Consider the following 23,506-nt stretch of genomic DNA (forward strand, 5'->3'; position numbering starts at 1 on the left):
AGTCATTTACTAATTGCATTTTTTACATCCGCTATGAAATCGATTACTGAAGAAGATTTGTTTGTTCTTACCGTTGAATCTGGCAGCCTCAAATCTGCGGCTGAAGTGATAGGTACCGATCCCTCCTCGGTAAGCCGAAAGCTCGCAAACTTAGAAAGTCGATTAGGAGTAAAACTTTTACAGCGCTCCACTAAGCAAACGGCCGCAACCGAAGTTGGTCTTGAGTACTATAAAGGCGTAAAGCAATTACTAGATGAAAAAAGGGAATTAGAAGAATCGATTTCAGGCACCTCAGCAGTACCTTCTGGGACATTGAGGGTTGCAGCTCCACACGACTTCGCTGAGCGCTTCATTGCTCCTGTGGTACAAACCATGATAACCACCTATCCAGATCTCAATATCGAGTTACTGCTCGGCAGTCATTTTGAAGATCTCAAGGCTAAACAAATCGATATTGCAATTAGGATTGGCAAACTGGATGATTCCTCCTTGATTTGTCGACAACTAGGCCATGTACCACGGGTCTTGGTGGCCTCTAAATCGTATATTGAACGCATGGGACAACCGCAACGCTTTAGCGATTTAAGCAAACTGGATTTTATCTTTTACAATAAACCTAAACTTGGTGATCAGCTCATTCTCGGTAAAGGCCTGCACCGTGAAGCCGTTACGGTAAGTGGTAAACTCATCGCCAACAGTGTTGCAGTGCTAAAAAATTGGGTAAACGCTGGCCTTGGTGTGCATTACGGGCCGCTATGGGCATTTCAAGATGAATTAGCTATGGGCAATTGTGTACAGCTACTACCTGAACTACACGATGAAAGTTATCCTATTCACGCACTGTACTTGTCGAAGCAATATACTCCCGCAAAGGTACGGGAGTTTGTTGAGCTATTGACTTCAACCTATCAGCAATACCGCTTCGATTGAATCAAACTAACCAATTTCAAACGAAGTTACCCCGAACACTCGCGTTAATGGCAAATCTGGGCGTTCAGCGGTGTACATTCTCGCGGTTTCAAAAGAAAGCGACATCTTGTACTTTTGTGTAAGCGCAACAGCAGCTGCATTTACTTCTGGCACATCCAAATAAATGGCCTCAGTTGCTGATACCTTGGACCTAAGCGCTAAGAAGAGTGTCTCTGCAAGTTCTACGTTATCAGCATAAAGAGGTCCTATTTTATAGCCGACGTGACAAGGGCGGATCACACCAATGGCTACAAGAGTGTCATCCTGTTTAATGCCTAAAGCGTGGCAGTTTGGCTGGTTAATCCAAGCATCAACAAAGGCTACTCTTTTTGCTGGGAAAAACGCACTGTCGTACGCAATGACCTCTTCTATTGGTAATCTTTCAAGTGCCACTAAGTTTGTGCTATCTGGCGCTTCGCCACCACCCACACCTTCGTAGCGAATATTACGATAGGCGAGCTTAAAACCCGATTTTTTGTAATTCTCTTGCTGCGCGACCACTCCATCCAGTGCGACGTTACAACCAGCTAAATATTGAAGTCCAGCCTCCCAAATCTGCATCCCATAACCCTGACCTCGATATTCTGGTTTAACAATATAAAAGCCTAAAAAACCAAATGAATCATCGTACTTAACCACCGAAATCGATGCGATAGGCTCATCGCCTAGATAGCCAATTAAAAAGCCATTTGGATCGGCCTGATAGTAGCACTGTGCGTCGCTAAGCCCAGGGTTCCACCCTTCTTGCAGAGCCCACTTTGCTGCAGTTTCTAATTCAGTTGGGTCCATTACTTTTATTTTAAATGCTCTATTTTCCATGGCGTGTCTACTTTCCTCACCTGATGTAGTTTGTATTATAGCGGACAATCCTGCACTGCAATGGCCCTATCATAGGCATAATAAGCCACAAATTTGGAGCAAATATAAAGGACATGAACAAATATAAAGGACAGGCACGCTAACGCCCGAACAATTATTACACTGATTGATTTTCCACACGCATCGCTATATGGTGTGCACCAAATACAAGCCTAACGCATTAATTACCAAAAAATAAACCATAAAAAGGAGTTGTTTTATGGCCCTCTACATTAAAGATTCGGCGCTCGCATGCCCTGCGACAAAAGTGTTACAAGCGACTGATTTTTACAAGCCATTCCCGAGTAGCCAAGATGTCGCGTTTAATGACAATCAGCTATTACCAATAGGACTACTTGCCTATTCAAAGTTAGACGTAAACAGCGATGATAATGTACTTATCGCATTACCGATTTCTATGGAGATTTTTGATGGCGACCTTCCTTATATCTCCTACTCACTGACAGACAATGGGTGGCAAGTTGACGCTCACAATGTTGACAATCTAAGTGAAGAGAAGGTGGATTTTGAAGACTATAGCGAATACTATCAGCAAGCAGCCAGCTTCTACGCCAAACATCAACGACTTAACTACTCCCTTGACGAAAACGATGAAAGCGTTCCGCTATTTGAATTCGGTGGGCAACCCATACTCGGTTGCAATTGGGACGCCTATTTGTGGGATGAAGAAGGCGATGATGAAACGCGCTATTTTGACGCTATGGATGAGCAAAGTGGCGAGAACTACAGCCACTACTCCACTCGTGAAATTGGCTTTTTTGATGAAGAGCATGACGTAGATTTTGCCTACCTTGGCACCTTCTGCTTCTCCACTTATTTTGAGGGCGGTGGCGAAGGGATTGTTTTTTATAGTGCTAAACACAAGAGAGTATTGGTTATCGCTGAGTTTTCTTAAGTTCAATTAAATTATCTCAAGGCACGATAACGGAAGTCACCGTGCCTTTTCATTGTGTGTTGGGTCAGGTCAACAACGACCCTAAGCAAACTTTAAGTGAACCGATACACCCGTTTCGCCACTTTCAATCATCACCTCTACAGAAAACTTCTCACAAAGACGCTTTACTAGCGATAAGCCAATGCCTGTACCTAAACTATTAGGACCCCGCATGCCAGACTCAAAGGCTTGCTCGTTTGCCGTAAAGATCTCTGGTAACCCTTGACCATTATCCGCAATCGTTAGTGTATTATCTCTGTAACGAATATGAATTTGCTCACCTTGGCTATGATGTACAGCGTTCTGTAACAGGTTTTGCACCACTAATCTTAGCTCCTGTGCGGCCATAGGAACAAATACATTGCCGGGTAAGTCAATACTTAGGACTTTATGCTCAAACAGCGCTTGGTTATTAATAATGCAAGCTTCAATCACGGATTGTAAATTAGTCTGCTCCGGTGTATCGGCTTTTTCCCGGGCAAGGGCAAGTAGCGCCTCTAGTGTTAGCTGCATCTGCAGGTCAGATTCCGCTATCCTTGCCACCAGCTCTTGCTGTTTACTGTTTAACTCAGTGTGGTTGAGTAAACTAACCGCCCCTTGGGAAATGGTCACAGGTGTTCTCAATTCATGGGAAATATCTCTGGTAAATTGGCGTTCACGCTCAACGAATGCTCGAATGCGAGCAAGGGCCGATTCTAGCGTTTGTGCAAATTTACCAATTTCATTTTGCGAAAACTGAGATGCAAAATTGGTCGGTAGGTTTTCAACGGGACTCCCGTCTACAATTACCATAAGCTCATCCAAAGGTTTAAGTAGTTTCTTTGCCAGCTTTACCGTTCCGAGTGCTAACAATAACGCGATCACTAATCCAATCGCCAATAGGGTCAGTGAAAAACCAAGCATTAAGCCTCGCAGTTCGCGCACTACAAGATGGCCGCTTACTTCAGCAAGCAATATGCCTTGTTCACGGTCATCCTTGTTTAGAAAGGCGATATGATAATGTTTACCCGCCTCAGCGCTAAACTCTTTGCGGTTTGGTTCCTCAGCGAGTAGCGTTCTTACCACCGCGGGTAAAGTGTCGGTTGTAGGATGAAATGTAACGAAGTCAAAATGTGCTTTTGGTGTCTCGTTATTGACGATTTGAAGCGCTATCTGCTTTCTTTCATCCTCTAAAATTTGATAAAAAAAGCTGTCTTCTATGATGTAGCTAAAAAGCAAAGTGATCAGTGAAAATAATACACTGAGCAACACGACGATAGAGACAAAATAAGTGATGATGCGGTTTCTTAGTTGTTTTGTTTTCATTTTACTCAATTGCTATTTCAGCTATAAATCCAGCACTAAACCAACGCTGTGAATGGTTTTAATAATGGCAGTTGGAAATGGCTTATCTACCGCTTTGCGTAATTGGTAGATGTGTGACCGTAAAGAATCCGAGTCAGTGCCCTCCTCGCCCCAAATACGCTCAACAAGCTCACTCTTTGACACCGCTCGAGGGTAACTTTCCATCAAAATTTTAAGAATATTGAACAAGATTGGCGGTAACACGAGTGCAGTCTCACCCCGCGTTACTGTTTGATTTTGATAGTTGAGCGTAACCTGTTTGTCTGCGTCCCCTACACTAAGCGTTCTTGCAGCAGATGTGGGATTTAATCGGCAAGTTAATGCGCTGACTCGCGCGGCGAGCTCCTCTAGTGAAAAAGGTTTGGTGAGGTAGTCATCCGCACCCTGCGCAAATCCTGCTAATTTATCGTCCAAGGTATCTCGAGCAGTTAACATGATGATGGGAATATGCCTGTCGGCTTGAAGCCTTAATCGCTGACAGACCTCTAGCCCTTCAATATCTGGCAGCATAATATCCAAAATAATACAATCAAAATATTGCGCTAATGCAAGCTCACAACCCTGCTCTCCCGTATAGGCAAAGTCCATATTATGTCCCTGCATATCAAAGTAATCGGCTATATTACTTGCAATCGCGGTGTTATCTTCAATCACTAAAATATTGAGTTGTGAGCTTGTTTTCATTAATACCAGCCTTGTAGTTTTTTGTAGTAGCCTTCAGGCAAGAGATGTCCGCCTTCAATGACTACATGATGTTTTTGTACACTCGCAATGGCTTCGAATAATGCTTTATTTTCACGCTCGCTTGTGTATTCATCGTCATCCGCCGAGACCAACCACACCTTGGGAGAATCAACTGCCGTCGCAAAGTTTTTAATCGCCACTCGTGCCACCGCGTTAGTCAGGTAAGGCGGCACAATTGATAATACATTATCTACTCGCTTATCCAGCGCTGCTAGAATTAAACTGATTTGACCTCCCATGCTATATCCCGCAACACTGATTTGGTCTTGATCAAATTGCGGTTGAGTTGCAATCCAATCAAGCAGTACCCTGTGATCCTTTACCGAATCAATAATTAACTTTTCGTACGGTTCGCGCTTGCCCCACCAATCTAAATCATCCATTATTTTAAAAATACCATGTTCGAGATCTTTACGCTTACCATGATTTCTTGAATCAATGGCCACCACGGCATACCCGTTTGCTAGTGCCATTTTGGTAAGTTCATCGGTTTGCTCAAACGTATCATATCCTCTAAAACTCTCCTGCATCCAACGCACATAACTACGAGCCATCGCATGGACACCCACCATGATAGGCATTGGTTTACTAGCATCGTAATTAGTGGGGTAAATGATTTGGCCATTCACTTTATCACCGTCAAAACTAATGTATTCGAGTGAAAATTGATTGCCCTCGAGCGGCGATAGCTTTACCTCCACCGCCTTTTGCTCATAGCTATATATTTGCGTTAATTCCTCTGGCGTAACGCTGTATGGCTTTAATCCAAATACTGCATACCAAACAGCGGCAACGCCCGCGATAATTCCAGTCACTACTAACATTGCTTTTCTCCAGTTTTGCTTAACCATAAACTTTCTCTTTTAGTGCAATCAAACTCTCCGCCGTACCGTGCTTTTTAAGCGCTGCTTTTATTGTGGATTTTGCGCCAGATACATCATTTAGTTTGAGCTGTGCATTTACTAGCGCTTCGTACAACATGGGGTGATCGATATCTGCAAGGGTTAATTGCATCAACTCAACGGCCACGGCAAGTTGATGAGCAGTTTGCGCATGCTGCGCTTGATATAAACCAGAGATCCCGAGCAACATAGGATCAAATGATGCCTTATCCGCTAAATAACGTGCCTTCGCTTTGCTACTATCTGAAAAGAATTGCTCTACCAGCAAAATACTTTCATCGTCTTTGAATCGCGGTAACTCGCTTACCGTCAGACCTAGCGCCGCAACCATCGCTTTAGCAGTGTCTACCGTAGAAAAAGGGTTTTGCCCTGTGATCAATTGACCGTCAATACTGACCTGATTCAACATCAACCCGTCTTGCACAAACGATGCTCCACGCTCAATGAGTTTATCTTCAAGTAGGAATGGAAACTGTTTGGTCCACTTTTTACCAAACGCTGCTTCTTCTTCGTTGGTAAAGCCATTTACTCGCTTGCCAGCGATTAAGTACTCTCCATTTTCAAGCTTTACATCCACCAATGCAGCAGGACCATGACAAACCGCACCAATCACGCCGTTGTTAACGTAGATATCACGAATAATCGCCTGTAACGGCTTGGAGTCATGCAAGTCGAACATTGGGCCTTTGCCCCCAACCACAAATACAGCATCGTATTGTGAGGGCTCTAACTCACTCAGTCTTTTAGTGTTTTTAAGCTGCACCATCGCAGTCGTATCGTTACTGTATGCTTGATTGTAAGGTTTGTTCTTATCGAACTTATCGGCCAGTGGTTCACCGCCCTTTGGCGAGGCTAACGTGACTTTTATGCCATTTTGTTTGAACACGGCATACGCTTTACTGAGCTCGTCAAATTCAAATCCAGGTTTGCTTAAAGAGCCATCAGCCCCCATTTCGCCATAACTACTGAGCACCATGAGCACATGAGGTGTATTTTTATCTTGCGCAACCGCATTGATTGAAGTTGCTGATAAGGCAGCAACGAGAGATAAGGTTAATAGTGATTTGTTCATCATCCTGTCCTCGGGCCTGTTGACCCTTGTGTTGTTTTGTTACAGACACTTTATGCGGACAGGTGTGAAATGGATGTGAAGTCAATTCACATGATTTAAAAAGCGAAAAACAGTTAATTATGATGTTAAAGGCTTTGGAAATTTTGCTCTTACGTCGTCGATTAAGCGCTTGCGTGAGCTACGTTCACGCTCATGAGGCGCAAATAAGGCACTGGCCTCATCCAATAAATCAACCACTTGGTGAAGGTTGGTTAGTTCATCTGGGCTCAAATGTTCATCTCGTGCTAAATACTCATTGATGATAACGATAGCGGCTTCTTTATTTGCAATATCTTCAGGTAAACCCGTTTTAGTACAAAGCCCGTAGATACCGCCAAGGAAATGTTGCCATTCACTTTCTAAGTGTGCATCGATGTTGTTATTCAGTTTTGCATCTCGCGGATTAAAGCCTTGCGCTTTTAATCTATGCAGTTGGTTTTTATAACGTTTACTAAAGAGTGCAAAGGCTTGTGCTTCATCCGTTACTTGCAACACAGCACCAAGCCACACTAAAGTGCCTTGCGGATAAAATTCTAGGCAGCTTTCATCACTGTGCTCGCCAAAGAAAGAATCACATTCAAGCTTTAATGCTAACTTATAGGCGGCTTTTGGCATCAAACGCTTTTCAATTAACGTAGCCAATTCAAGATGGGATAACTGCGACTCGCGTAGCAAAGTCTCTTTGGTAATAAAATGCGTCTGCAGATAGGTAAGTAGCTCCATTGATTATTCCTTTACATTTGTTAGCTTTATTTTTGCCGTGAGCGCAGTCGCGATGATTATCAAGCCAAGCAAGTTGATGTTTACCGCTATGGTTTCTAGGTTCAACTGAACCGTTAATAGCAGCCCTGATGAAAATTGGATTAGCGTATCATCGACGACTATGCCAATGGACATGAGCGCGCCGAGCACCGCTGCCCAACTTAAGGCCCTGAGTTGTTTTTGATATAACTTATACGCGACCATCAAGCATAAAAAGCTTGCTGTAAAGTCTAGGATTAACGTCAATTCCGGATGGTTAAATACACCCAGTACTGACAATACCACCCCTGCAAAACCGGCTGCAGCTACTAAGAAAGTCGTGATTTTTGAACTAATTATGTGATGAGAGAACATTGCTTTTATTATTGTTAGTTGGGTTAGCAGCAGTATAACCCCTAACCCTTTGCGTAAAAAATATTATTGTACCTTTTTCACCATTTCTTCAATATATTTGATGGCAATAAATGGGTCTGTTTCATCAAACAGGTGAGACGCATATTTCATGGTAATGGGCGTAACATTATCGCCAATTTCTTGCAGCTTTATTTGGGAGTCTTTTGAAGTTTGAGTATAAACATCAACATCGGCATAACTCATACCAGTAGAGCGAATAGAAACATGAGGGATCCCACGTGACAGTATAGTAATTGGCATTTTCCGGTTGATATTGTACATCTCTGTATGGGCAGAAGCTTCTTCCAAATCTTCTAATGAATGAGTATCTCGCTCCCAGTTGATGATCCAATCCATTATCTTCCATGCTTCTTTGGACATCTTACTTTTCATATTGTGATACCAAGACTCATGAGCGATATCAATAAGTACCATCCCTTTCACTTTTTCAGGGTTTCGGTTGGCATAGGCTCTTGCAACAAAACCACCAAAAGAGTGAGGTACAAGTACCAAATTATCCATTTTAGTGGCTTGAGTGAATGCCTCAAGCTCTTGTGTAAGCTCCAACATAGTCCGTACTCGAGGCTTCGCAAAAGTGCTTTTTCCGGTGCCCGCTCTATCATAAAAACATAAGCGATAGCCTTTTGGATTTATGTTATGAATGGTGTTTTTGTAGGTTTCATGAGCATCAAGGCCCATTCCAGCAAGTAAAAGTGCCGTTGTTTCGCCCTCTCCTTTGCAAGCATAGGCAAGTTTATTGCCGTTTATTTCCACATATTGATAATCGTGTTCATGAACTGATTGGTTGGCGCTGGCCACTGAACTGTAAGCGACGAGTCCGAGTACTGCTGATGTTATTGTTTTCATTGTCCTTTCTCATTTTTAAGTTTTCCCAATAACATACTAAATTAGTTTACTCGATAAACGCAATAAAGTTTCAGAAACTTCTGAAACCTTATTAACTCAACGTATAAATGAAATAAGCTACATAACCCATAAACAAGATACCACCTTCTCGACGACTAAGCTTAACGTCTAAAATAAGCAAAGGCACACCGAGCAAAGCGATATAAATAATATTGATTGTCATCGATGCAAACCTTGCGTTTTGATGAAACGTTAGCTTAAAAAACCCGAGAGTAGAATTTACTACTCCTTGTTTACACTCACTTAATTCACGTTATAGCGCAACTAAACTAAGGGAAAGATTTGTCACTCTTGACGAGCAAAATAACTCATTAGACTGAGACTTTCTATTTGTGTCTAATGCGCGAAAATTAATGAGACCTATCACTCAGTGAGTAGCCGCCATTGATGGCGCACTGCAGGCTGAACTCTAACTTACGTTAAGGAACTTGAATGACCAAATTTACCTCTTCTGAGCAAGCACGTGAATGCTACAACGTGCGCCACTGGAGCCAAGGCTTCTTTGGTATTAATGATCAGGGAGAGGTTACTGCGATGCCGAACCAACAGCAGCCACAGCACGCCGTAACTCTGACAAACATTGCACAACAAATTAAATCTGAGGGTTATACCCTACCTGCGCTAGTGCGTTTTCCACAAATTCTAGAACAGCGCGTACATAATATTGTTGGTGCGTTTAATCAGGCGATTACTGATTACAGCTACCCAGAAGATTATTTATTGGTTTACCCAATTAAAGTAAACCAACAAAAAGAAGTCATTGAGGGGCTTATCGCAAGCCAAGCAACCAGCGATAAAAAACAGCTTGGCTTAGAAGCTGGCAGTAAAGCTGAGTTACTTACCGTATTGGCGCTCAGTGAAAAAACCAGCGCAGTGATCGTGTGTAATGGCTACAAAGACAGAGAATACGTCCGTCTTGCGCTTATCGGTGAAAAATTAGGCCATCAGGTTTATATCGTTTTAGAAAAGCGTTCTGAGCTCGACATCGTGATGGCAGAAGCCAAAGCACTCAACGTTAAACCTCGTTTAGGCTTACGCGTACGTTTGGCATCACAAGGTAAAGGAAAATGGCAAGCAAGCGGCGGCGAAAAGTCCAAATTTGGTCTGTCTGCATCGCAAGTCCTTACGGTTGTTAACCAATTAAAGCAAGCTGACATGCTAGACGCGCTGCAACTGGTGCACTTTCACTTAGGCTCGCAAATGGCCAATATTCGTGACGTGCGCGTTGGTGTGGGTGAAGCAGCTAGATTCTACTGCGAATTACGCCGTTTAGGTGCAAACCTGTTGAATTTAGACGTAGGTGGCGGACTTGCAGTGGATTACGATGGAACGCGTAGCCAGTCGTCCAACTCGATGAACTACAGCTTAGCTGAATATGCAAACAACATCGTTTACACCGTAGGCGATACCTGTAAGCAATACAATCAGCCAATGCCAAAGATCATCTCTGAGTCGGGTCGTGCGCTAACGGCGCATCACGCGGTATTAATTACCGATGTGATTGGCACCGAAAGCTATCAAGTAGAAGAGATAACTGCACCGGTAAGTGACGCCCCAAGACTGCTACACAATATGTGGACGTCTTGGCAGGCGCTCAACGAGCAGAGCGACGACCGCGCGTTGATTGAAATTTTTCATGATACGCAGGGCGACTTGGCAGAAGTACACAGCCAATTTGCGATGGGCCTATTAAGCCTTGAGCAAAGAGCTTGGGCGGAGCAAGTAAACCTGCGCGTATGTTATGAGCTAAACAAGCGTATGGATAACAAAAACCGTTTCCATCGCCCAATTATTGACGAACTCAGTGCTAAGCTTGCGGATAAATTCTTTGTGAATTTCTCGCTATTTCAATCTTTGCCAGACGCTTGGGGTATTGAACAGGTATTCCCTGTCCTGCCACTCAGCGGGTTAACAGAGGCGCCAAAGCGCCGCGCGGTATTACTGGATATTACCTGTGATTCTGACGGTACGGTGGAGCATTATGTGGATGGCCAAGGTATTGAAGCCACCCTACCAGTACCAGAGTTTTGCAAAGATAAACCCTATTTATTGGGATTTTTCTTGGTGGGTGCATACCAAGAGATTTTAGGTGACATGCACAACCTATTTGGCGACACCCACACCGTTGTAGCCACATTAGATGACCAGGGCGAATTGTCGCTTGGTAATGTTGATGCGGGCGACACCGTTGCCGATATGATGCGTTATGTACACCTTGATGTTGAACAATTTAAGCGTAACTTTGCCAACCTAGTTGAAAGCAAACTACCGCTTGAAGAACGAGCTACCTGCCTAGCAGAGCTTGAAACCGGCCTTGACGGCTATACTTATTTGGAAGATTTTTAACCCATGAGCCACTTATTCGATCACACCGATCATTCTCTGTACTCCAACGGCATGACGTTTTTACGTCAGCCAATGGTACGCAATATCACAGATATTGATGCAGACGTTGTGGTACTTGGCTTGCCATTTGACTTGGCAACCTCTGGACGCCCAGGCGCGCGCTTGGGTCCAGATGCAATACGTCGCGCATCCGTGCACTTAGCTTGGGAAAGTAAAAAATACCCTTGGTCATTTGCATTGTGGGACAAAATTAAACTTCAGGACGCTGGCGATTTCACTTACCCAGTTGGCGATCCTGAGTATTTTACTGCGCAACTCGAGCTAGCTGCTCTGCAAATTTTGCAGCAAGGCAAAACGCTATTAAGCCTAGGCGGCGATCACTTTGTGACCCTGCCACTGCTGCGTGCTCACCAGCAAATTCACGGTAAAATGGCGCTCGTACATTTTGATGCGCACACAGACACATACAGCCAAGGCTCACGCTATGATCACGGTACTATGTTCTATCATGCTCCGATTGAAGGCCTAATAAGCCCAGAGCATTCAATGCAAATTGGCATTAGAACCGAATACACAGAGCAAGGTCACGAGTTTGGCGTGATTGATGCTATGGCAGCAAATGACTTAAGTGCCGAAGAAATAGCAGCACAAATCAAAGCACGCGTTGGCGACTTGCCGGTGTACTTAACCTTTGATATCGACTGTCTAGACCCAGCATTCGCACCAGGCACCGGCACCCCAGTATGTGGCGGCCTAACCAGCGACAAAGTGCTGAAGATTTTACGCGCACTGCAAGGGCTAAACATGATAGGCATGGACGTAGTAGAAGTCTCCCCTTCCTACGACCAAAGCGAGCTCACTGCAATCGCCGCCGCCACCATTGCACACGAACTACTGCATCTGTGGGCTGTAAAGCATAAATAACCGGATGCGGGGTTAGATTAAGCCACCTTAACAAGGTGGCTTTTTTGTTTGGGTTTGGGGTTTACTGTAAAGTCGTAGAAGATCTCACATGCAGCTTATTCTCCTTCGTCACACCTGAAAAACATACTTCTCGGCGGGTGACCCCCTCCCACAAAACTATTTACACTGTGAGGCTAGAGCCTCAATTTTTTAAACTTGTAAACGACTCTATCGCTATTGAGAAAGTAGAAATCCACAGGCGACTTATTCCCCCTCCATCACACCCGAAAATCATAATCCGATATGCAATGTGCCGACAGGATGTCGGCCAAGTCTTGTCTGGTACAGGGACGTACCTTACAAGACGGTTGCGCTATATCGACTTAGGATTTGAGGATTAAGTGTGATGTTGGGGCGACGTTTTCTTGGTTCGCTCGATCGCGTTGTTTCAAAAGAATGAACGAGAAGCGCATGGATGCGCTTTGATATTAAACATGGAGGTTTATGTTGCTAACATTTATCGTAAAGTCAGCCCGTCCTCCTGACAGATTTCGATGCCCATCCATGGGCTACGACATACTTTTCTTTGATGCCCAAAGAATCGTTGCGCAAAAGAAAGGGCACTCCCGACATCACACTGACTCCTCAAGTAAATCGCCAATATGAACGTCACCGCTGTGTAAGGGCCATCCTTGGCCCTGTCACAGCTTTTCACGCATCCATGCGCTGAAATGACTCATTGGCAATTTACTTTCGGGTGTGATGAGGGAGGCAAACGGTGCTGAAAGTTTTTTTGGTGCTTGCAAGCTAATTAGCTGTTTTACTGGATAAAACCAGAGCTAACAGACAGTGCTACTTCCCCTCCATCACACCCGAAAAGCGTAAGCCGATATGCAATGTGCCGACAGGATGTCGGCCAAGTCTTGTCTGGTACAGGGACGTGCCTTACAAGACGGTTGCATTATATCGGCTTAGGATTTGAGGATTAAGTGTGATGCTGGGGCAACGTTTTCTTGGTTCGCTCGATCGCGTCGTTTCAAAAGAATGAACGAAAAGCGCATGGATGCGCTTTGATATTAGCCAACGAGGGCTCTACTCATCAGTCAACTCGAAGTGGTCGCTTGCAAGCTCATCATCAACAATAGCTCGAAAACATAACTTCTCGGCGGGTAAACCGCCTCCCACTAGGTTATTTACACTATGAAACACTTGTGGTGGTGCTTCACTTATTTCAACCTAACCGACATATTACAAAACTGTTTATATCCTCACTCAAATTGCGTTAACCACTCTTTTAACACACTATTTAGCAAGGTTTGCTGCTCTCTACTCATCCCTTCAACCAATTGGGCTTGAATGGCGATATGCGGTTCAATCAGCTCTTCAATCAGGGCGAGGCCTTCTGCTGTCAATTCAACGGTTACACTGCGGCGGTCTTCTTTACAATGCTCACGCTTAATAAGGCCTTTTGCCGCTAGCTTATCTAAACGGTTGGTCATCGCACCAGAGGTGAGTAGCATGGTTTTAAATAGCTCTGATGGGGTTAAGCGAAATGGTTTGCCGCTGCGGCGCAAGGTAGCTAACACATCAAATTCGCCCAAATTTAAGCCGTATTGCTTGTGCAGCTTTTCAACTTCGGCTTCCATATGTTTAGCTATGCGCACTAAGCGACCCATTATTGCCATGGGTATTGTTTCTAACTGTGGTTTTTCGCGAGCCCACTGCTCTTGTACTCTATCAATCGCATCCATCAATATTTGCCCCGACAACAAACTTTGTAAAGAAATATCTTAACATAAAGATACTTTACAAAAAGTATTTTTAGTAATACCTTACCGCAAAGTATCTCAACATAAAGATAGTTAATGTGAATATACTCCTTGCGATGATCCCTGCATTTTTATGGGGCACCACGTATGCGGTGACACAATACACCCTCGCGGACTGGCCGCCTCTTTTACTTGGCGCAATTAGAGCGCTTCCGGCTGGGCTTATTTTGCTGGCAGTTAAGCCGAGTTTGCCAAAAAAAGCAGACTGGAAAATACTATGCGGCCTTGGGGCGATTAATATCGCGGCCTTTTTTAGCATGATCTTCGTGATGTCGTTAACGCTACCATCTGCCATATCGAGCGTGGGCATGGTGTCTGTGCCAGTGTTCGCCATGCTTTATCATTGGTTGGTCAATAAGCAACGCCCGGGATTGGTGCAAGCATTATGCGGCGCGGCGCTTATTGTGTTGGCCTGGTTGCTATTTGATCCGAGTTCACTGAGTTTAAACCCTCTTGGTTTAGCGGCAATACTTGCGGCAATAACCTGTATCGTGATCGGCAGCTCAATCACTAAATCTCTTGGTGATCGCATGCATTGGTGGACAGTGTTAACTTGGCAACTCATTATTGGCGGCGTTATTCTCACGCTCGCATCAAGCGTTCACGGTGTGATCGCACCAGCTAAGTATATTGCAGCTTTTAACAATTTCTCGATGACCAATCTCATCGGCATATTATGGGTTGTACTCCTGAACACTGCGCTGGGTTATAGCTTGTACGTGTGGTTACTGCAGCGTATGTCTGTAGTGGACTTTACCTTTGGTGGTATTGCAAATCCGGTTGCAGGTATTTTGACGGGGTTGGTGCTACTGGGCGAAACGTTCACGCCGCTTCAGTATAGTTTGATGGTTGGCATGATTGTAATGCCGCTATTACCGCAAATTATCGTCACTACCCTACGAAGCCGAGCTGTGCCTGCTAAGTGTGAGGTAAACTAATCAGTTGAGCGCATAGCAACTATGCGCTCATTCCCCCCAAATAGGGGAAACTAAAGTGCGAGTCGATAGATATATAACGGCTCGTCACTTGCTACGCCCAGATCATTGACACAGGACTCAACAAACTGACCGCCTATTTTTTCAATGATCCGCTGGCTCGCAATATTTGACTGTAAACATTGAAACTCCACAGTTTTAATATCACTTACTTCTCGAAGCCTGGCAATAACCTGTTCAAGCACTAGACCGATTAAGCCGTGACCTCTTGCCTTTTCGCCAAGCCAATAGCCGATTTCAGCAGTTTGCGTTTGCGCATCCATATACTTGATCCCAAACACACCACAAAACTCGCAATTAAATTCAATAGCAGACCAAAGTCCGCCGACTTGGTTGTTTATACGTGTGTCGATGTATCGCTCTGCATCAGCCTCGGTATGTAATGTCGCAACCCACGGCAGTACGTTTTGTAAACTTGCTCGACTACTTTGTACGCAATCAAATAATGGCTTTGCATGCGTCAAAGCAAGGTTTTGTAGTTTGAGATTGGCAGAAATATCTAGTTGCACGGGATGTTCAGCTCCATTTACTCACCTCTATTCAAATACAGGTCTAAAGAAGCTGCGTTCATAGCTGATTATGCAACCGGAATCTTCTGCAAATTTAATTGCAGCCTGACACTGTGCGTCTTGAAACGATTCGTTGCGATACGTTTCATAGGCCGCCAAACTGGGAAAGGTGAATAATGCCAAGGCAATATTACTTGCACCTTCCGATGGTAAAAAGTAGCCATTATGCTGCCCACCAAAACGATTGACGAGTGGGATCCACATTTTGGCATATTCCTCAAAGTCAGCAATTTTTGCCGGATCAACAACATATTTTAAGTAGCAAGTAACCATACAACCTTTCCTTTTTGTTAAAAATACCAGTTTCACATTGCTCTACACACCGTTAGACAGTGTGCGAGCTTACTGTAAGCGTTAATAACATGAAGTTAAAGTGATATGGGACTATCTGTCTCGATTAAATGCTCAAACTCCTGTTTTGGTCTGAGCTCAAAACGCGCTGACAACTCGAATGACCGCTTCATTCTATCCACACGAAATACGCGAAAGTCCATCCGTAAATGATCCCAAGCAAATATGTACCAAACAGGCGTATTAAAATACAAATAATGGGGCTCTATGACTCTATGCGTCTCTCTTTTATTTTCATCTTCATAGCTTACTTCCAAGCATAACTTAGAGATGAAGGCCTGCTTCAGTGCGCTGCAAATTGGCACGTCTGATTGCTCATAGGACGCATGTACCGAGGGCGATGCAGAGCTGCCTATGAGTACCCGACTACGCAGATTCTCTATCTTTCGCTTTTGATCAGAACTTAACAGCGCCAACAATTTATATTTTATAGATTGCAAACTCTCCAAAAACAGCGGCGAATTTAGTCTATCTGACATTGCAAGGCTCAGTAATAAATCCACCGCCTCTTCTTCTGTTAAGCTGAGTTTCCCCACTCCCCAACTACGATGCAATCTAACACCACCTCCCTTACCTTTATCAGCATCGATGGGAAGCCCTCTGTCTCTCAAGATATTAATGTCTCGATATAAAGTTCGTGTTGATACGTGCAAAGCATGAGACAGGGCACGCACCGTTAAAAAATCTTCCGACTTTAACATGCTCTCGAGTTTATCAAGCCTTGCTAAATGACCTGATGAGGTGGTTCTTTTCATACTCTAAATGTGACACAAAATGGCAGCTATATAAGTAGACTAACATGACTAGCAATTAAGTGAACGAAACTTTCAGATCAAATTTTCCACAAATAGGAGATACATAATGACCATAACGACGAAACAAAGTAACGACCTTATTAAGTCCGACTCTGCGGGAATAAATGATTTTGATTTTGCAATTGGTTGCTGGAAAGTTACCCATCGACGACGTCACAATCTACTGGATAGCAACTCACCTTGGGTCGAATTTTCAGCGGAGTCAACAACTCGCAAAATCCTCGGCGGATGTGGGAATATAGAAGATAACCTGCTGCACTTTCCTGACGCCTCATTTCGAGCAGCGGCTATCCGCTCATTCAATCCCAACAGTAAGCTATGGTCTATTTGGTGGCTTGATGGCCGCTTTGCGGATCAAATCAGTGTTCCAGTCGTGGGGTTCTTTCAAAATCACATCGGCCTCTTTTACGCAGAGGAGTTACTTGGTGGCAGACTTACAAAAGTCAGGTTTAGATGGGATGCTACCACCCCGGACAAGCCAAAGTGGGAACAAGCTTTCTCGGTAGATGACGGTGAGACATGGGATATTAATTGGCTGATGAGCTTTACTCAAAACAACAAATAAATAACCTGAGCTGCGGATAATTAATGCCTTTCTAGCAGCCAGTTTTAGCGCTAACTGCGTTGAATTCACTCCAATAGCCAGCTATTGATGCGTAAATTCGCCTTGCCTACAGGATGTAGGTACCTTAGCGAGAGCAGGACGCGGAAGCGGTGTTTTCCCTAAAACTCTCTGGCTAGACAAGGAGAAAACTAAGTTGTGCTTTAGCAACAATGAGTTGGAACATTCCTTATCCAAACCTCAGGTTAAATACCAAATTCCGAGGGTGTCAGTGTCAATTCGCAATGGCATCCGAGCGACTTTCGAGTGGCAGATACCAACAACTGAGTGATCCGTTTTCACACGATCGCCGGTTATTTTTAAACAAACTATCTACTCACCATAACTAGAGCCTCTACCTCTAGGCTAAAGCTACTGACAGTAACTGACACACCGAGAGAGTATTGTAGCTGCAACTTTTTAAAAAATGATGGAATTCCATGATGGTCACCGTTGATTCTTTGGTGTTATATGTAAGCGATATCAAGCTTAGCGAAGCGTTCTATAGACAGCTATTCCAATGTGAGACTGTAAAGCTTTCTCCAACTTTTGTTTCTATGAAGTGTGCAAACAACATCTCCATTGCACTTAAACAAAACACAGCCCTTACACCACCAAGTCGCATTATCGGGGGCGGTACTGAAATCTCTATTATGCAACCAAGCCAAAAGGCGTTTTTTGCTTTATACGATACATGGAAGTTACTAGATATTGAGTTTGCTCAGGCCCCGCAAGCCGAGGTATATGGCGATAGTTTTATCGTATTAGACCCAGATAAACATCGTATTCGCGTCTTTATTAATAAAAATAACGAGTAAACCAATTAAAGAAAGCAACCAAAAAACATGTTCTATATTAGCCCATCATCTTAAGCATGAGTTGTTTCGCTACCAGATTTGTAATTTTGTCTATACTTGTTTACTCATTTGTGAATTCTTCATTTAGTGTGAGGCCATAGCAACACCAACACTTGAAGAATTAACATCAGCGAAAATTGCGATAGAATCGTTCTGTCGCTCTCTATTGTTATGTGGTTGAACTGGGACTTCCCAGCCCAGTTTAGAAGTTTCAGGGAATAGCTGAAATAGGAGATAACAATGGCTGTTGCATATATTCAATCGATCGACATCACTGAGAACGGAAGAGTTCAAGTTAGCGGACAACTCTCTAGTACGAACTTAAATGTTTCACTGAATGAAATGATCCCTGTAGTTCCTCCCGCAGACGGGATTTGGAACTACGAGTTGACTGTTACACCTACCTCTATGATTGGCGCAGATATGCTCGTCCCATTTGTAGTTGATGCCCCTTGGATAGGTAATTCAGAAGCAAATGGTGCGAGAATCATTCAGCCAAGCAATGACCCTAACACACAGGATAAAGAGACCGTTCATCTTAAAGGTAAAACGGTCAAGACACTAACGCAAAAACAGGCAAATATGCTTTGGCTGAAAGGCGCTCACTATGACCGTTCTGCAAGCCAGTTAGTCATTGATGCAAGGTATGGTGGTGGTTGTTTTCAACACATATTTGCACTAGAGTGGGATGGCACTTCATTAGAAAGCTTTCCTCCTCAATATATGTTTAACTTAGTAGATATGAGTGAATATGATCCATGTAAAGCGCTCATCGATGTACAACTAAGATTTGACATCAGTACAATGGACTTTCAAGTTGACGAACCTTCTCGTCTGCATATCGGCACCCCCAGTTACGGTCGCACCTTGACGGTTGAGTTACAGTAAAAAAACAATTTGCAAAACGGTCGTTCACAGCGACCGTTATTCCGTACAATTAGGTGTCCATTGATCGCTTTTAACCACAAAGGACTTATTAGCTGTGGATTAAAACGTTTCGTATCAGGGTCGTGCTTACTTGCATGATGGCAATAAAATAGTAAAACATGTCCCAATGCCCTCTTCACTCTCAACCAATAACTCACCTCCATGCTCTTTGATTATATCGTAGCTAATGGAGAGCCCGAGCCCTGTGCCTTTACCGACAGGCTTTGTAGTAAAAAACGGGTCAAATATCTTATCAATGATCTCCTTGGGGATCCCAATGCCACTGTCTTGCACACTGATCGCAACACTGCCATTTTCCAAATACGTTGTTACCTTAATCTCTCCTTCACTCTTTAAAGCCTGCGCTGCATTGATGAGTAAGTTTGTCATTACTTGAATTAGCTTGCCTTGGTTCCCCAGTACTTGAGGGACTTCACCTAACTGTGTGATCACGTTCGCATGATATTTGAGCTTACTCTCAACCAGATTTAACGTTGTCTTTATGCATGCATTAATATCGCAAGGTTGCAATTGAATAGTATCAGCTCTTGAAAACTGCTTGAGGTCGTTCACAATCGCAGAAACTCTTTGTAGCCCAGTCATCGACTCATCAATCAGTTCAGTACAATCGCTATTAATAAAAGCAAAGTCTTTGTCTTGAACAAATTGATTGAACGCATTACGTTCGCCGGGTTCAAGTCCGAGCTGAACCGCACGCTTTGCTAGTTCGGCATAATCGCCATGATAGTGACGCATCACATCAAGGTTACTCATCACAAAACCGAGCGGATTATTTATTTCATGGGCAACTCCCGCAGCCAATTGACCCACAGAGGCCATTTTTTCTGAGTGAACAAGCTGTTGCTGAGCGGCTTCAAGCTCTCTATTCGTAGCCTCAAGCTGCTGATTTTTCTGGTTCAGTTTTTCCGTTCTCTGTGCCACTAGTTCTTCTAAGTGTTTATTTAGCTCAATCAAATCATGCTTATATCGTTCTCGACGCTCATGCTCTTCGGCTAAAGTTTGTGATAGTTCATCAAACGCTAAAGACAGTTCTTGTAACTCATCTTTACTCTGTATTGGTTTCCATTTGAAATCAAATTCGCCTTTTTTGACATTACGAGCGATAAATTTAGCTTGGCTTTTCAATATATACAGGTTGGTTGTGAGATATATCCCCAGAAAATAAGAGAAAATAGCAACTAACGCCATTTCAAACAGCGCGATAGAAACCGTCCAGCGTTTTACTTCTGACATCGTTCGATTTATGGTGCCAATATCTATGCCTATCTGAATAGTGCCAAATAGTGTCCCTCCCTCAACAATATCAGCATGAATATCAAAAATACCGTCCGTGACTTTCGCAACTAACGTATCATCTTCAAATGTGCGCGTTTTAAAGCGCTCGTTTCCTGCAAAGGAAAGTGTTTGGCTTTCACCATCGATCACTTTAACGTAAAGGATATCTGGGTTACTTAATAACTCATTGGTAAAAGCATCTAACGTGGCTAAATCGTACGACAGCACGGCATCTTTGGTCGCGCTCGCAAACAAACGTGCAGTCGTGGTTGCGCGTTTATTCATGGCGTCATTTGCGGACTCCATCATAAAATCAATCACCACAAATATGAGCGCACTCAACAGCACCGCTTCAATAATAGCGGTGCCAATCATGGTTTTGAGTCTTAACGATAGCCTTTTCATTCAGTCGTGGCGCTTCTTAATCATCCCAGTACTATTTGCCAACCAAGGTTTCTAATTCTAATGCTTTTACGTCTTGCCAGTCCTCGTTCGACGCTGCCATAATGCCCTTGAAATTCACCGCTTCGAGTAGCCTCATTCCCTCTTCAGTCAGTTCAAGAGAGGTCAACGCCGCTACTAATCTTTGCCTTGCATCTTCTGGCATTGCTCTTTTTACAGCAAATGCATGTGGTGTATAACCTTTTGTCATCCAGAGAATGTCGAGTTGTGATTTAATTTTAGGATCGGCGTTGTTGAAAGTACGCATGACACCGCCCCCCGCTTTGACAAATCCTCTCGACACGTTGAGATAAACGGAGTCATGGGAAGATACATATCTTGGCGTAAATTCAATACCTTGCTTCGCCAATTCCCCTCGGGGCAAAATGCTCGCAGCGAATGCAGCAGGAGCCGGAAAAGCAAGCGTTTCTCCTCGTAATTGCGATAAGTCAGTAATACCCGCTCCTTTTTTAACCACGATGATCCCTTTTATCATTTTATCTCTTTGCTTGGCGATAGCTTGATAACCTACCCGCTCATTAAATACAACAAAGTGATAGGGATTCATGTATGCCACATCATACTCTTGCTGCAGTACCCTGGCTTCAAAGGTTGGTATATCTTTAGCGGTTTTAAATGTGTAGTTATCTCCGGTTTTATCACTGAGATAATCGAGAATAGGTTGCCAATTTTTGGCTAACTTATTTGCAGACTGCTGCGGCACAAAGGCGAAGGTATAATCACCACTCAAACATAAAGCGGGAAATAAAATGAGACTCATCAGCAGGATTTTTATCATCACATCACCACCTAGTAATAAACACTTCTCGAATAAGGACTTAAGTTCCACAAAAGTATAGATCAATATTAAAAAACGGCTTATTTGCTCATTGATAAAAGTGCCTGTCCTTTATCTTTTTATCTTATGTCCTTATCTTTGTTGGCCTTGATATTTTGTAACGCGCTTGCCAGCCAAATGGTAAAATGGTGAACAATCGCCGAACTCTTGCGATAAGTCGTTTGCCTAAGCCAATAGCCATAGCCTGAAAATTCCTCCATTGTTGGGCTTTTACTTAACCACCCCTGTATTACTGCTGACTCTGCTAATACATCGCTCAATAGTGCCAGCCCTTGCCCGGCCACAGCCGCCTGCAAGACAAAGTGTTCTTGCTCAAAATAACGCAAGTCATAATGACTTTCGTCAATGTGCGCTTGCCAAGGAATATTTTCAAGCCCTGTTTCGTCTTGCCAATGGGTGAGAAATAGTACAGGTTTACCTCGGTCTGGCACCCGATAATTTGGACTAGCATAAAGCCCTATTTTCTCGGTAATAAGATGAGTTTCATTAGAATTCGGATCCGCTTTGCCATAACGCAGGGCGATATCAATATGTTTCTCTTTGTTTAAATCAATGAGTTGATCGCTCGCGCATATTGTGACGGTTTGGTTTGGCAAAGCATGATTAATGGCAGTCATATTCGGAGCAAGCCAAAGTGCAGCAAATGAATTACAACATGAAATAAGCAAATCATTCTTTTGCTCAGTAAACTCAATAAACGCATTATCAAGCATATTGAGCGAATCAATACACACCTTTGCCAGTGCCTGTCCTTGTAATGTTAATTGCACTGCTCTCGTTTTTCGCTCAAAAAGCTGAACCCTTAACTGTGATTCCAGTGACTTTATCTGATGTGACACTGCCGTAGGCGTAACATTAAGTACTCGCGCCGCATCTTTAAAGCTCAAGTAGTGCGCAGCAACAGCAAAGGTTTTTATGTTATTCAAAGACGGTAAATGTGTGAACATAGCAAACCTATAGGTTAGTTTATCTCATCTATTTATGGATTCTTCTCAGTTGTCACATTGCTCTCGCAGGAACAAAATAAAACACAAGACACAACTGGAGAAAAGCCGTGAAAAACATTCTATATATAAGTAGTAGCGTAAGAAAGTATAGTGAGACGAGTTCGCAACATCAGTCAATTAGCCGGATGTTAGGTGAGCAATTTTTGACAGAGTTTAGTTGCTGCACACATGAAGTGGAAATCACCCATCGCGACCTATCCGTAAAACAACCTACATTCATTGATGAAGCATTTATAGCGGCTGCATTTGCAAAAGGAGTGTTGAGCGAAGAGCAACGCTTAGTACTCGCTGAGTCTGACGAAATTATCAAAGAAGTGACCAATGCCGATATTATCGTGATCGCAAGCCCTATGTATAACTACGGCATGCCTGCCGTGCTAAAGGCTTGGTTTGATATGGTGATCCGAGTAAATAAAACCTTCAGCTTTGATTTAGCACGAGGTGATAAACCACTTGAGCCAATTTTATCGGGTAAAACTCTCGTATTACTGGCATCTTGGGGAGAGTTTGCATTTAAAAAAGGTGAGTCACAATATCATTTGAATCACCTAAGTAGCCATATCGAGCAGTTGGCTCCATATTTAGGTGCTGAAGCGTTTTATGAAATCGCATCTGAGTATCAAGAGTTTGGCGACGACAGGCATAAGCAATCTAAAGCGCTTGCAATTGAAGAAATCAACAACCTCGTACATATGCTCAGCAATCAAAATAGCTAAAAGAAATGGCCTACTTAACGATAAACTGT

The 23,506-nt window shown here is 43.5% G+C and carries 25 protein-coding genes; 9 read left to right on the top strand and 16 right to left on the bottom strand.

Going from position 1 to position 23,506, the window contains the following annotated elements:
- Positions 1 to 33: 33 nt before the first annotated feature.
- Positions 34 to 930 carry a LysR family transcriptional regulator gene (locus MHN30_RS10945; protein ID WP_239359573.1) on the top strand — a complete coding sequence of 299 codons (897 nt, stop codon included), beginning with the start codon at positions 34 to 36 and terminating at the stop codon, positions 928 to 930.
- A 6-nt stretch (positions 931 to 936) separates the two neighbouring features.
- Here the strand turns inward: MHN30_RS10945 and MHN30_RS10950 are convergent, their stop codons facing one another.
- A complete protein-coding gene (locus tag MHN30_RS10950) occupies positions 937 to 1,788 on the bottom strand; it encodes a GNAT family N-acetyltransferase (RefSeq protein WP_239359575.1) in 852 nt (283 codons plus the stop codon).
- Between the two features lie 259 nt (positions 1,789 to 2,047).
- On the opposite strand from MHN30_RS10950, the gene MHN30_RS10955 reads away from it, so the two are divergent.
- Entirely contained in the window at positions 2,048 to 2,743 is a 696-nt protein-coding gene (locus MHN30_RS10955) for a hypothetical protein (protein ID WP_239359576.1), read from the top strand.
- Positions 2,744 to 2,824: 81 nt separating this feature from the next.
- On the opposite strand, the gene MHN30_RS10960 is transcribed toward MHN30_RS10955, so the two are convergent.
- The 8 genes from MHN30_RS10960 to MHN30_RS23820 form a co-directional block, all read right to left on the bottom strand.
- Positions 2,825 to 4,087, bottom strand: a complete 1,263-nt coding sequence (locus tag MHN30_RS10960) for a HAMP domain-containing sensor histidine kinase (RefSeq protein WP_239359577.1) — start codon at positions 4,085 to 4,087, stop codon at positions 2,825 to 2,827.
- Between the two features lie 21 nt (positions 4,088 to 4,108).
- Complete coding sequence (locus tag MHN30_RS10965; RefSeq protein ID WP_239359578.1) at positions 4,109 to 4,810, bottom strand: response regulator transcription factor; 702 nt, start codon at positions 4,808 to 4,810, stop codon at positions 4,109 to 4,111.
- Entirely contained in the window at positions 4,810 to 5,721 is a 912-nt protein-coding gene (locus tag MHN30_RS10970) for an alpha/beta fold hydrolase (RefSeq protein ID WP_239359580.1), read from the bottom strand. Before MHN30_RS10970 ends, MHN30_RS10965 begins: the two co-directional genes overlap by 1 nt.
- Positions 5,714 to 6,844: a DJ-1/PfpI family protein gene (locus tag MHN30_RS10975; protein ID WP_239359581.1), complete on the bottom strand. Its 1,131-nt coding sequence runs from the start codon at positions 6,842 to 6,844 to the stop codon at positions 5,714 to 5,716. Before MHN30_RS10975 ends, MHN30_RS10970 begins: the two co-directional genes overlap by 8 nt.
- 117 nt (positions 6,845 to 6,961) lie before the next feature.
- Positions 6,962 to 7,606 (bottom strand): DUF6058 family natural product biosynthesis protein, encoded by a 645-nt coding sequence (locus MHN30_RS10980; protein ID WP_239359582.1) that lies wholly within the window; start codon positions 7,604 to 7,606, stop codon positions 6,962 to 6,964.
- A 3-nt stretch (positions 7,607 to 7,609) separates the two neighbouring features.
- On the bottom strand, positions 7,610 to 7,999 hold the full coding sequence (locus MHN30_RS10985; protein WP_239359583.1) for a hypothetical protein: 390 nt from the start codon (positions 7,997 to 7,999) through the stop codon (positions 7,610 to 7,612).
- A gap of 63 nt (positions 8,000 to 8,062) precedes the next feature.
- Entirely contained in the window at positions 8,063 to 8,905 is an 843-nt protein-coding gene (locus MHN30_RS10990; protein ID WP_239359584.1) for an alpha/beta hydrolase, read from the bottom strand.
- Between the two features lie 91 nt (positions 8,906 to 8,996).
- Positions 8,997 to 9,128 carry a hypothetical protein gene (locus MHN30_RS23820; RefSeq protein ID WP_275446621.1) on the bottom strand — a complete coding sequence of 44 codons (132 nt, stop codon included), beginning with the start codon at positions 9,126 to 9,128 and terminating at the stop codon, positions 8,997 to 8,999.
- Between the two features lie 269 nt (positions 9,129 to 9,397).
- On the opposite strand from MHN30_RS23820, the gene speA reads away from it, so the two are divergent.
- Together speA and speB are read left to right on the top strand one after the other, a co-directional pair.
- Positions 9,398 to 11,311: a biosynthetic arginine decarboxylase gene (gene speA / locus MHN30_RS10995; RefSeq protein ID WP_130163871.1), complete on the top strand. Its 1,914-nt coding sequence runs from the start codon at positions 9,398 to 9,400 to the stop codon at positions 11,309 to 11,311.
- Positions 11,312 to 11,314: 3 nt separating this feature from the next.
- Positions 11,315 to 12,235 carry an agmatinase gene (gene speB / locus MHN30_RS11000; RefSeq protein WP_010604538.1) on the top strand — a complete coding sequence of 307 codons (921 nt, stop codon included), beginning with the start codon at positions 11,315 to 11,317 and terminating at the stop codon, positions 12,233 to 12,235.
- A 1,247-nt stretch (positions 12,236 to 13,482) separates the two neighbouring features.
- On the opposite strand, the gene MHN30_RS11005 is transcribed toward speB, so the two are convergent.
- Complete coding sequence (locus MHN30_RS11005; protein ID WP_130163867.1) at positions 13,483 to 13,965, bottom strand: MarR family transcriptional regulator; 483 nt, start codon at positions 13,963 to 13,965, stop codon at positions 13,483 to 13,485.
- A 116-nt stretch (positions 13,966 to 14,081) separates the two neighbouring features.
- On the opposite strand from MHN30_RS11005, the gene MHN30_RS11010 reads away from it, so the two are divergent.
- Complete coding sequence (locus MHN30_RS11010; protein ID WP_239359585.1) at positions 14,082 to 14,981, top strand: EamA family transporter; 900 nt, start codon at positions 14,082 to 14,084, stop codon at positions 14,979 to 14,981.
- A gap of 50 nt (positions 14,982 to 15,031) precedes the next feature.
- On the opposite strand, the gene MHN30_RS11015 is transcribed toward MHN30_RS11010, so the two are convergent.
- The 3 genes from MHN30_RS11015 to MHN30_RS11025 form a co-directional block, all read right to left on the bottom strand.
- Complete coding sequence (locus tag MHN30_RS11015) at positions 15,032 to 15,547, bottom strand: GNAT family N-acetyltransferase (RefSeq protein WP_045989465.1); 516 nt, start codon at positions 15,545 to 15,547, stop codon at positions 15,032 to 15,034.
- A gap of 27 nt (positions 15,548 to 15,574) precedes the next feature.
- The gene (locus tag MHN30_RS11020; RefSeq protein WP_239359586.1) at positions 15,575 to 15,880 is read right to left on the bottom strand and encodes an NIPSNAP family protein; all 306 of its coding nucleotides are present in this window, start codon (positions 15,878 to 15,880) and stop codon (positions 15,575 to 15,577) included.
- 95 nt (positions 15,881 to 15,975) lie between these two features.
- The gene (locus MHN30_RS11025; RefSeq protein ID WP_130163865.1) at positions 15,976 to 16,713 is read right to left on the bottom strand and encodes a WYL domain-containing protein; all 738 of its coding nucleotides are present in this window, start codon (positions 16,711 to 16,713) and stop codon (positions 15,976 to 15,978) included.
- Between the two features lie 106 nt (positions 16,714 to 16,819).
- Here MHN30_RS11025 and MHN30_RS11030 point away from each other — a divergent pair, with 106 nt between their 5' ends.
- The 3 genes from MHN30_RS11030 (at position 16,820) to MHN30_RS11040 (ending at position 19,119) form a co-directional block, all read left to right on the top strand.
- The gene (locus MHN30_RS11030; protein ID WP_130163864.1) at positions 16,820 to 17,338 is read left to right on the top strand and encodes a DUF1579 domain-containing protein; all 519 of its coding nucleotides are present in this window, start codon (positions 16,820 to 16,822) and stop codon (positions 17,336 to 17,338) included.
- A 476-nt stretch (positions 17,339 to 17,814) separates the two neighbouring features.
- On the top strand, positions 17,815 to 18,192 hold the full coding sequence (locus MHN30_RS11035; protein ID WP_239359588.1) for a VOC family protein: 378 nt from the start codon (positions 17,815 to 17,817) through the stop codon (positions 18,190 to 18,192).
- 279 nt (positions 18,193 to 18,471) lie between these two features.
- Complete coding sequence (locus MHN30_RS11040) at positions 18,472 to 19,119, top strand: hypothetical protein (protein ID WP_017219287.1); 648 nt, start codon at positions 18,472 to 18,474, stop codon at positions 19,117 to 19,119.
- Positions 19,120 to 19,245: 126 nt separating this feature from the next.
- Here MHN30_RS11040 and MHN30_RS11045 read toward each other — a convergent pair whose 3' ends face one another.
- The 3 genes from MHN30_RS11045 to MHN30_RS11055 form a co-directional block, all read right to left on the bottom strand.
- Entirely contained in the window at positions 19,246 to 20,859 is a 1,614-nt protein-coding gene (locus MHN30_RS11045; RefSeq protein WP_239359589.1) for an ATP-binding protein, read from the bottom strand.
- Positions 20,860 to 20,890: 31 nt separating this feature from the next.
- Positions 20,891 to 21,694: a PhnD/SsuA/transferrin family substrate-binding protein gene (locus MHN30_RS11050; protein WP_239359638.1), complete on the bottom strand. Its 804-nt coding sequence runs from the start codon at positions 21,692 to 21,694 to the stop codon at positions 20,891 to 20,893.
- A gap of 119 nt (positions 21,695 to 21,813) precedes the next feature.
- Positions 21,814 to 22,701, bottom strand: a complete 888-nt coding sequence (locus MHN30_RS11055) for a LysR family transcriptional regulator (protein ID WP_239359590.1) — start codon at positions 22,699 to 22,701, stop codon at positions 21,814 to 21,816.
- A gap of 107 nt (positions 22,702 to 22,808) precedes the next feature.
- On the opposite strand from MHN30_RS11055, the gene MHN30_RS11060 reads away from it, so the two are divergent.
- Complete coding sequence (locus tag MHN30_RS11060; protein WP_239359592.1) at positions 22,809 to 23,477, top strand: NAD(P)H-dependent oxidoreductase; 669 nt, start codon at positions 22,809 to 22,811, stop codon at positions 23,475 to 23,477.
- Positions 23,478 to 23,506 lie beyond the last annotated feature (29 nt).

Source organism: Pseudoalteromonas sp. OF7H-1 (genome assembly GCF_022347825.1).
GTDB lineage: Bacteria > Pseudomonadota > Gammaproteobacteria > Enterobacterales > Alteromonadaceae > Pseudoalteromonas > Pseudoalteromonas maricaloris.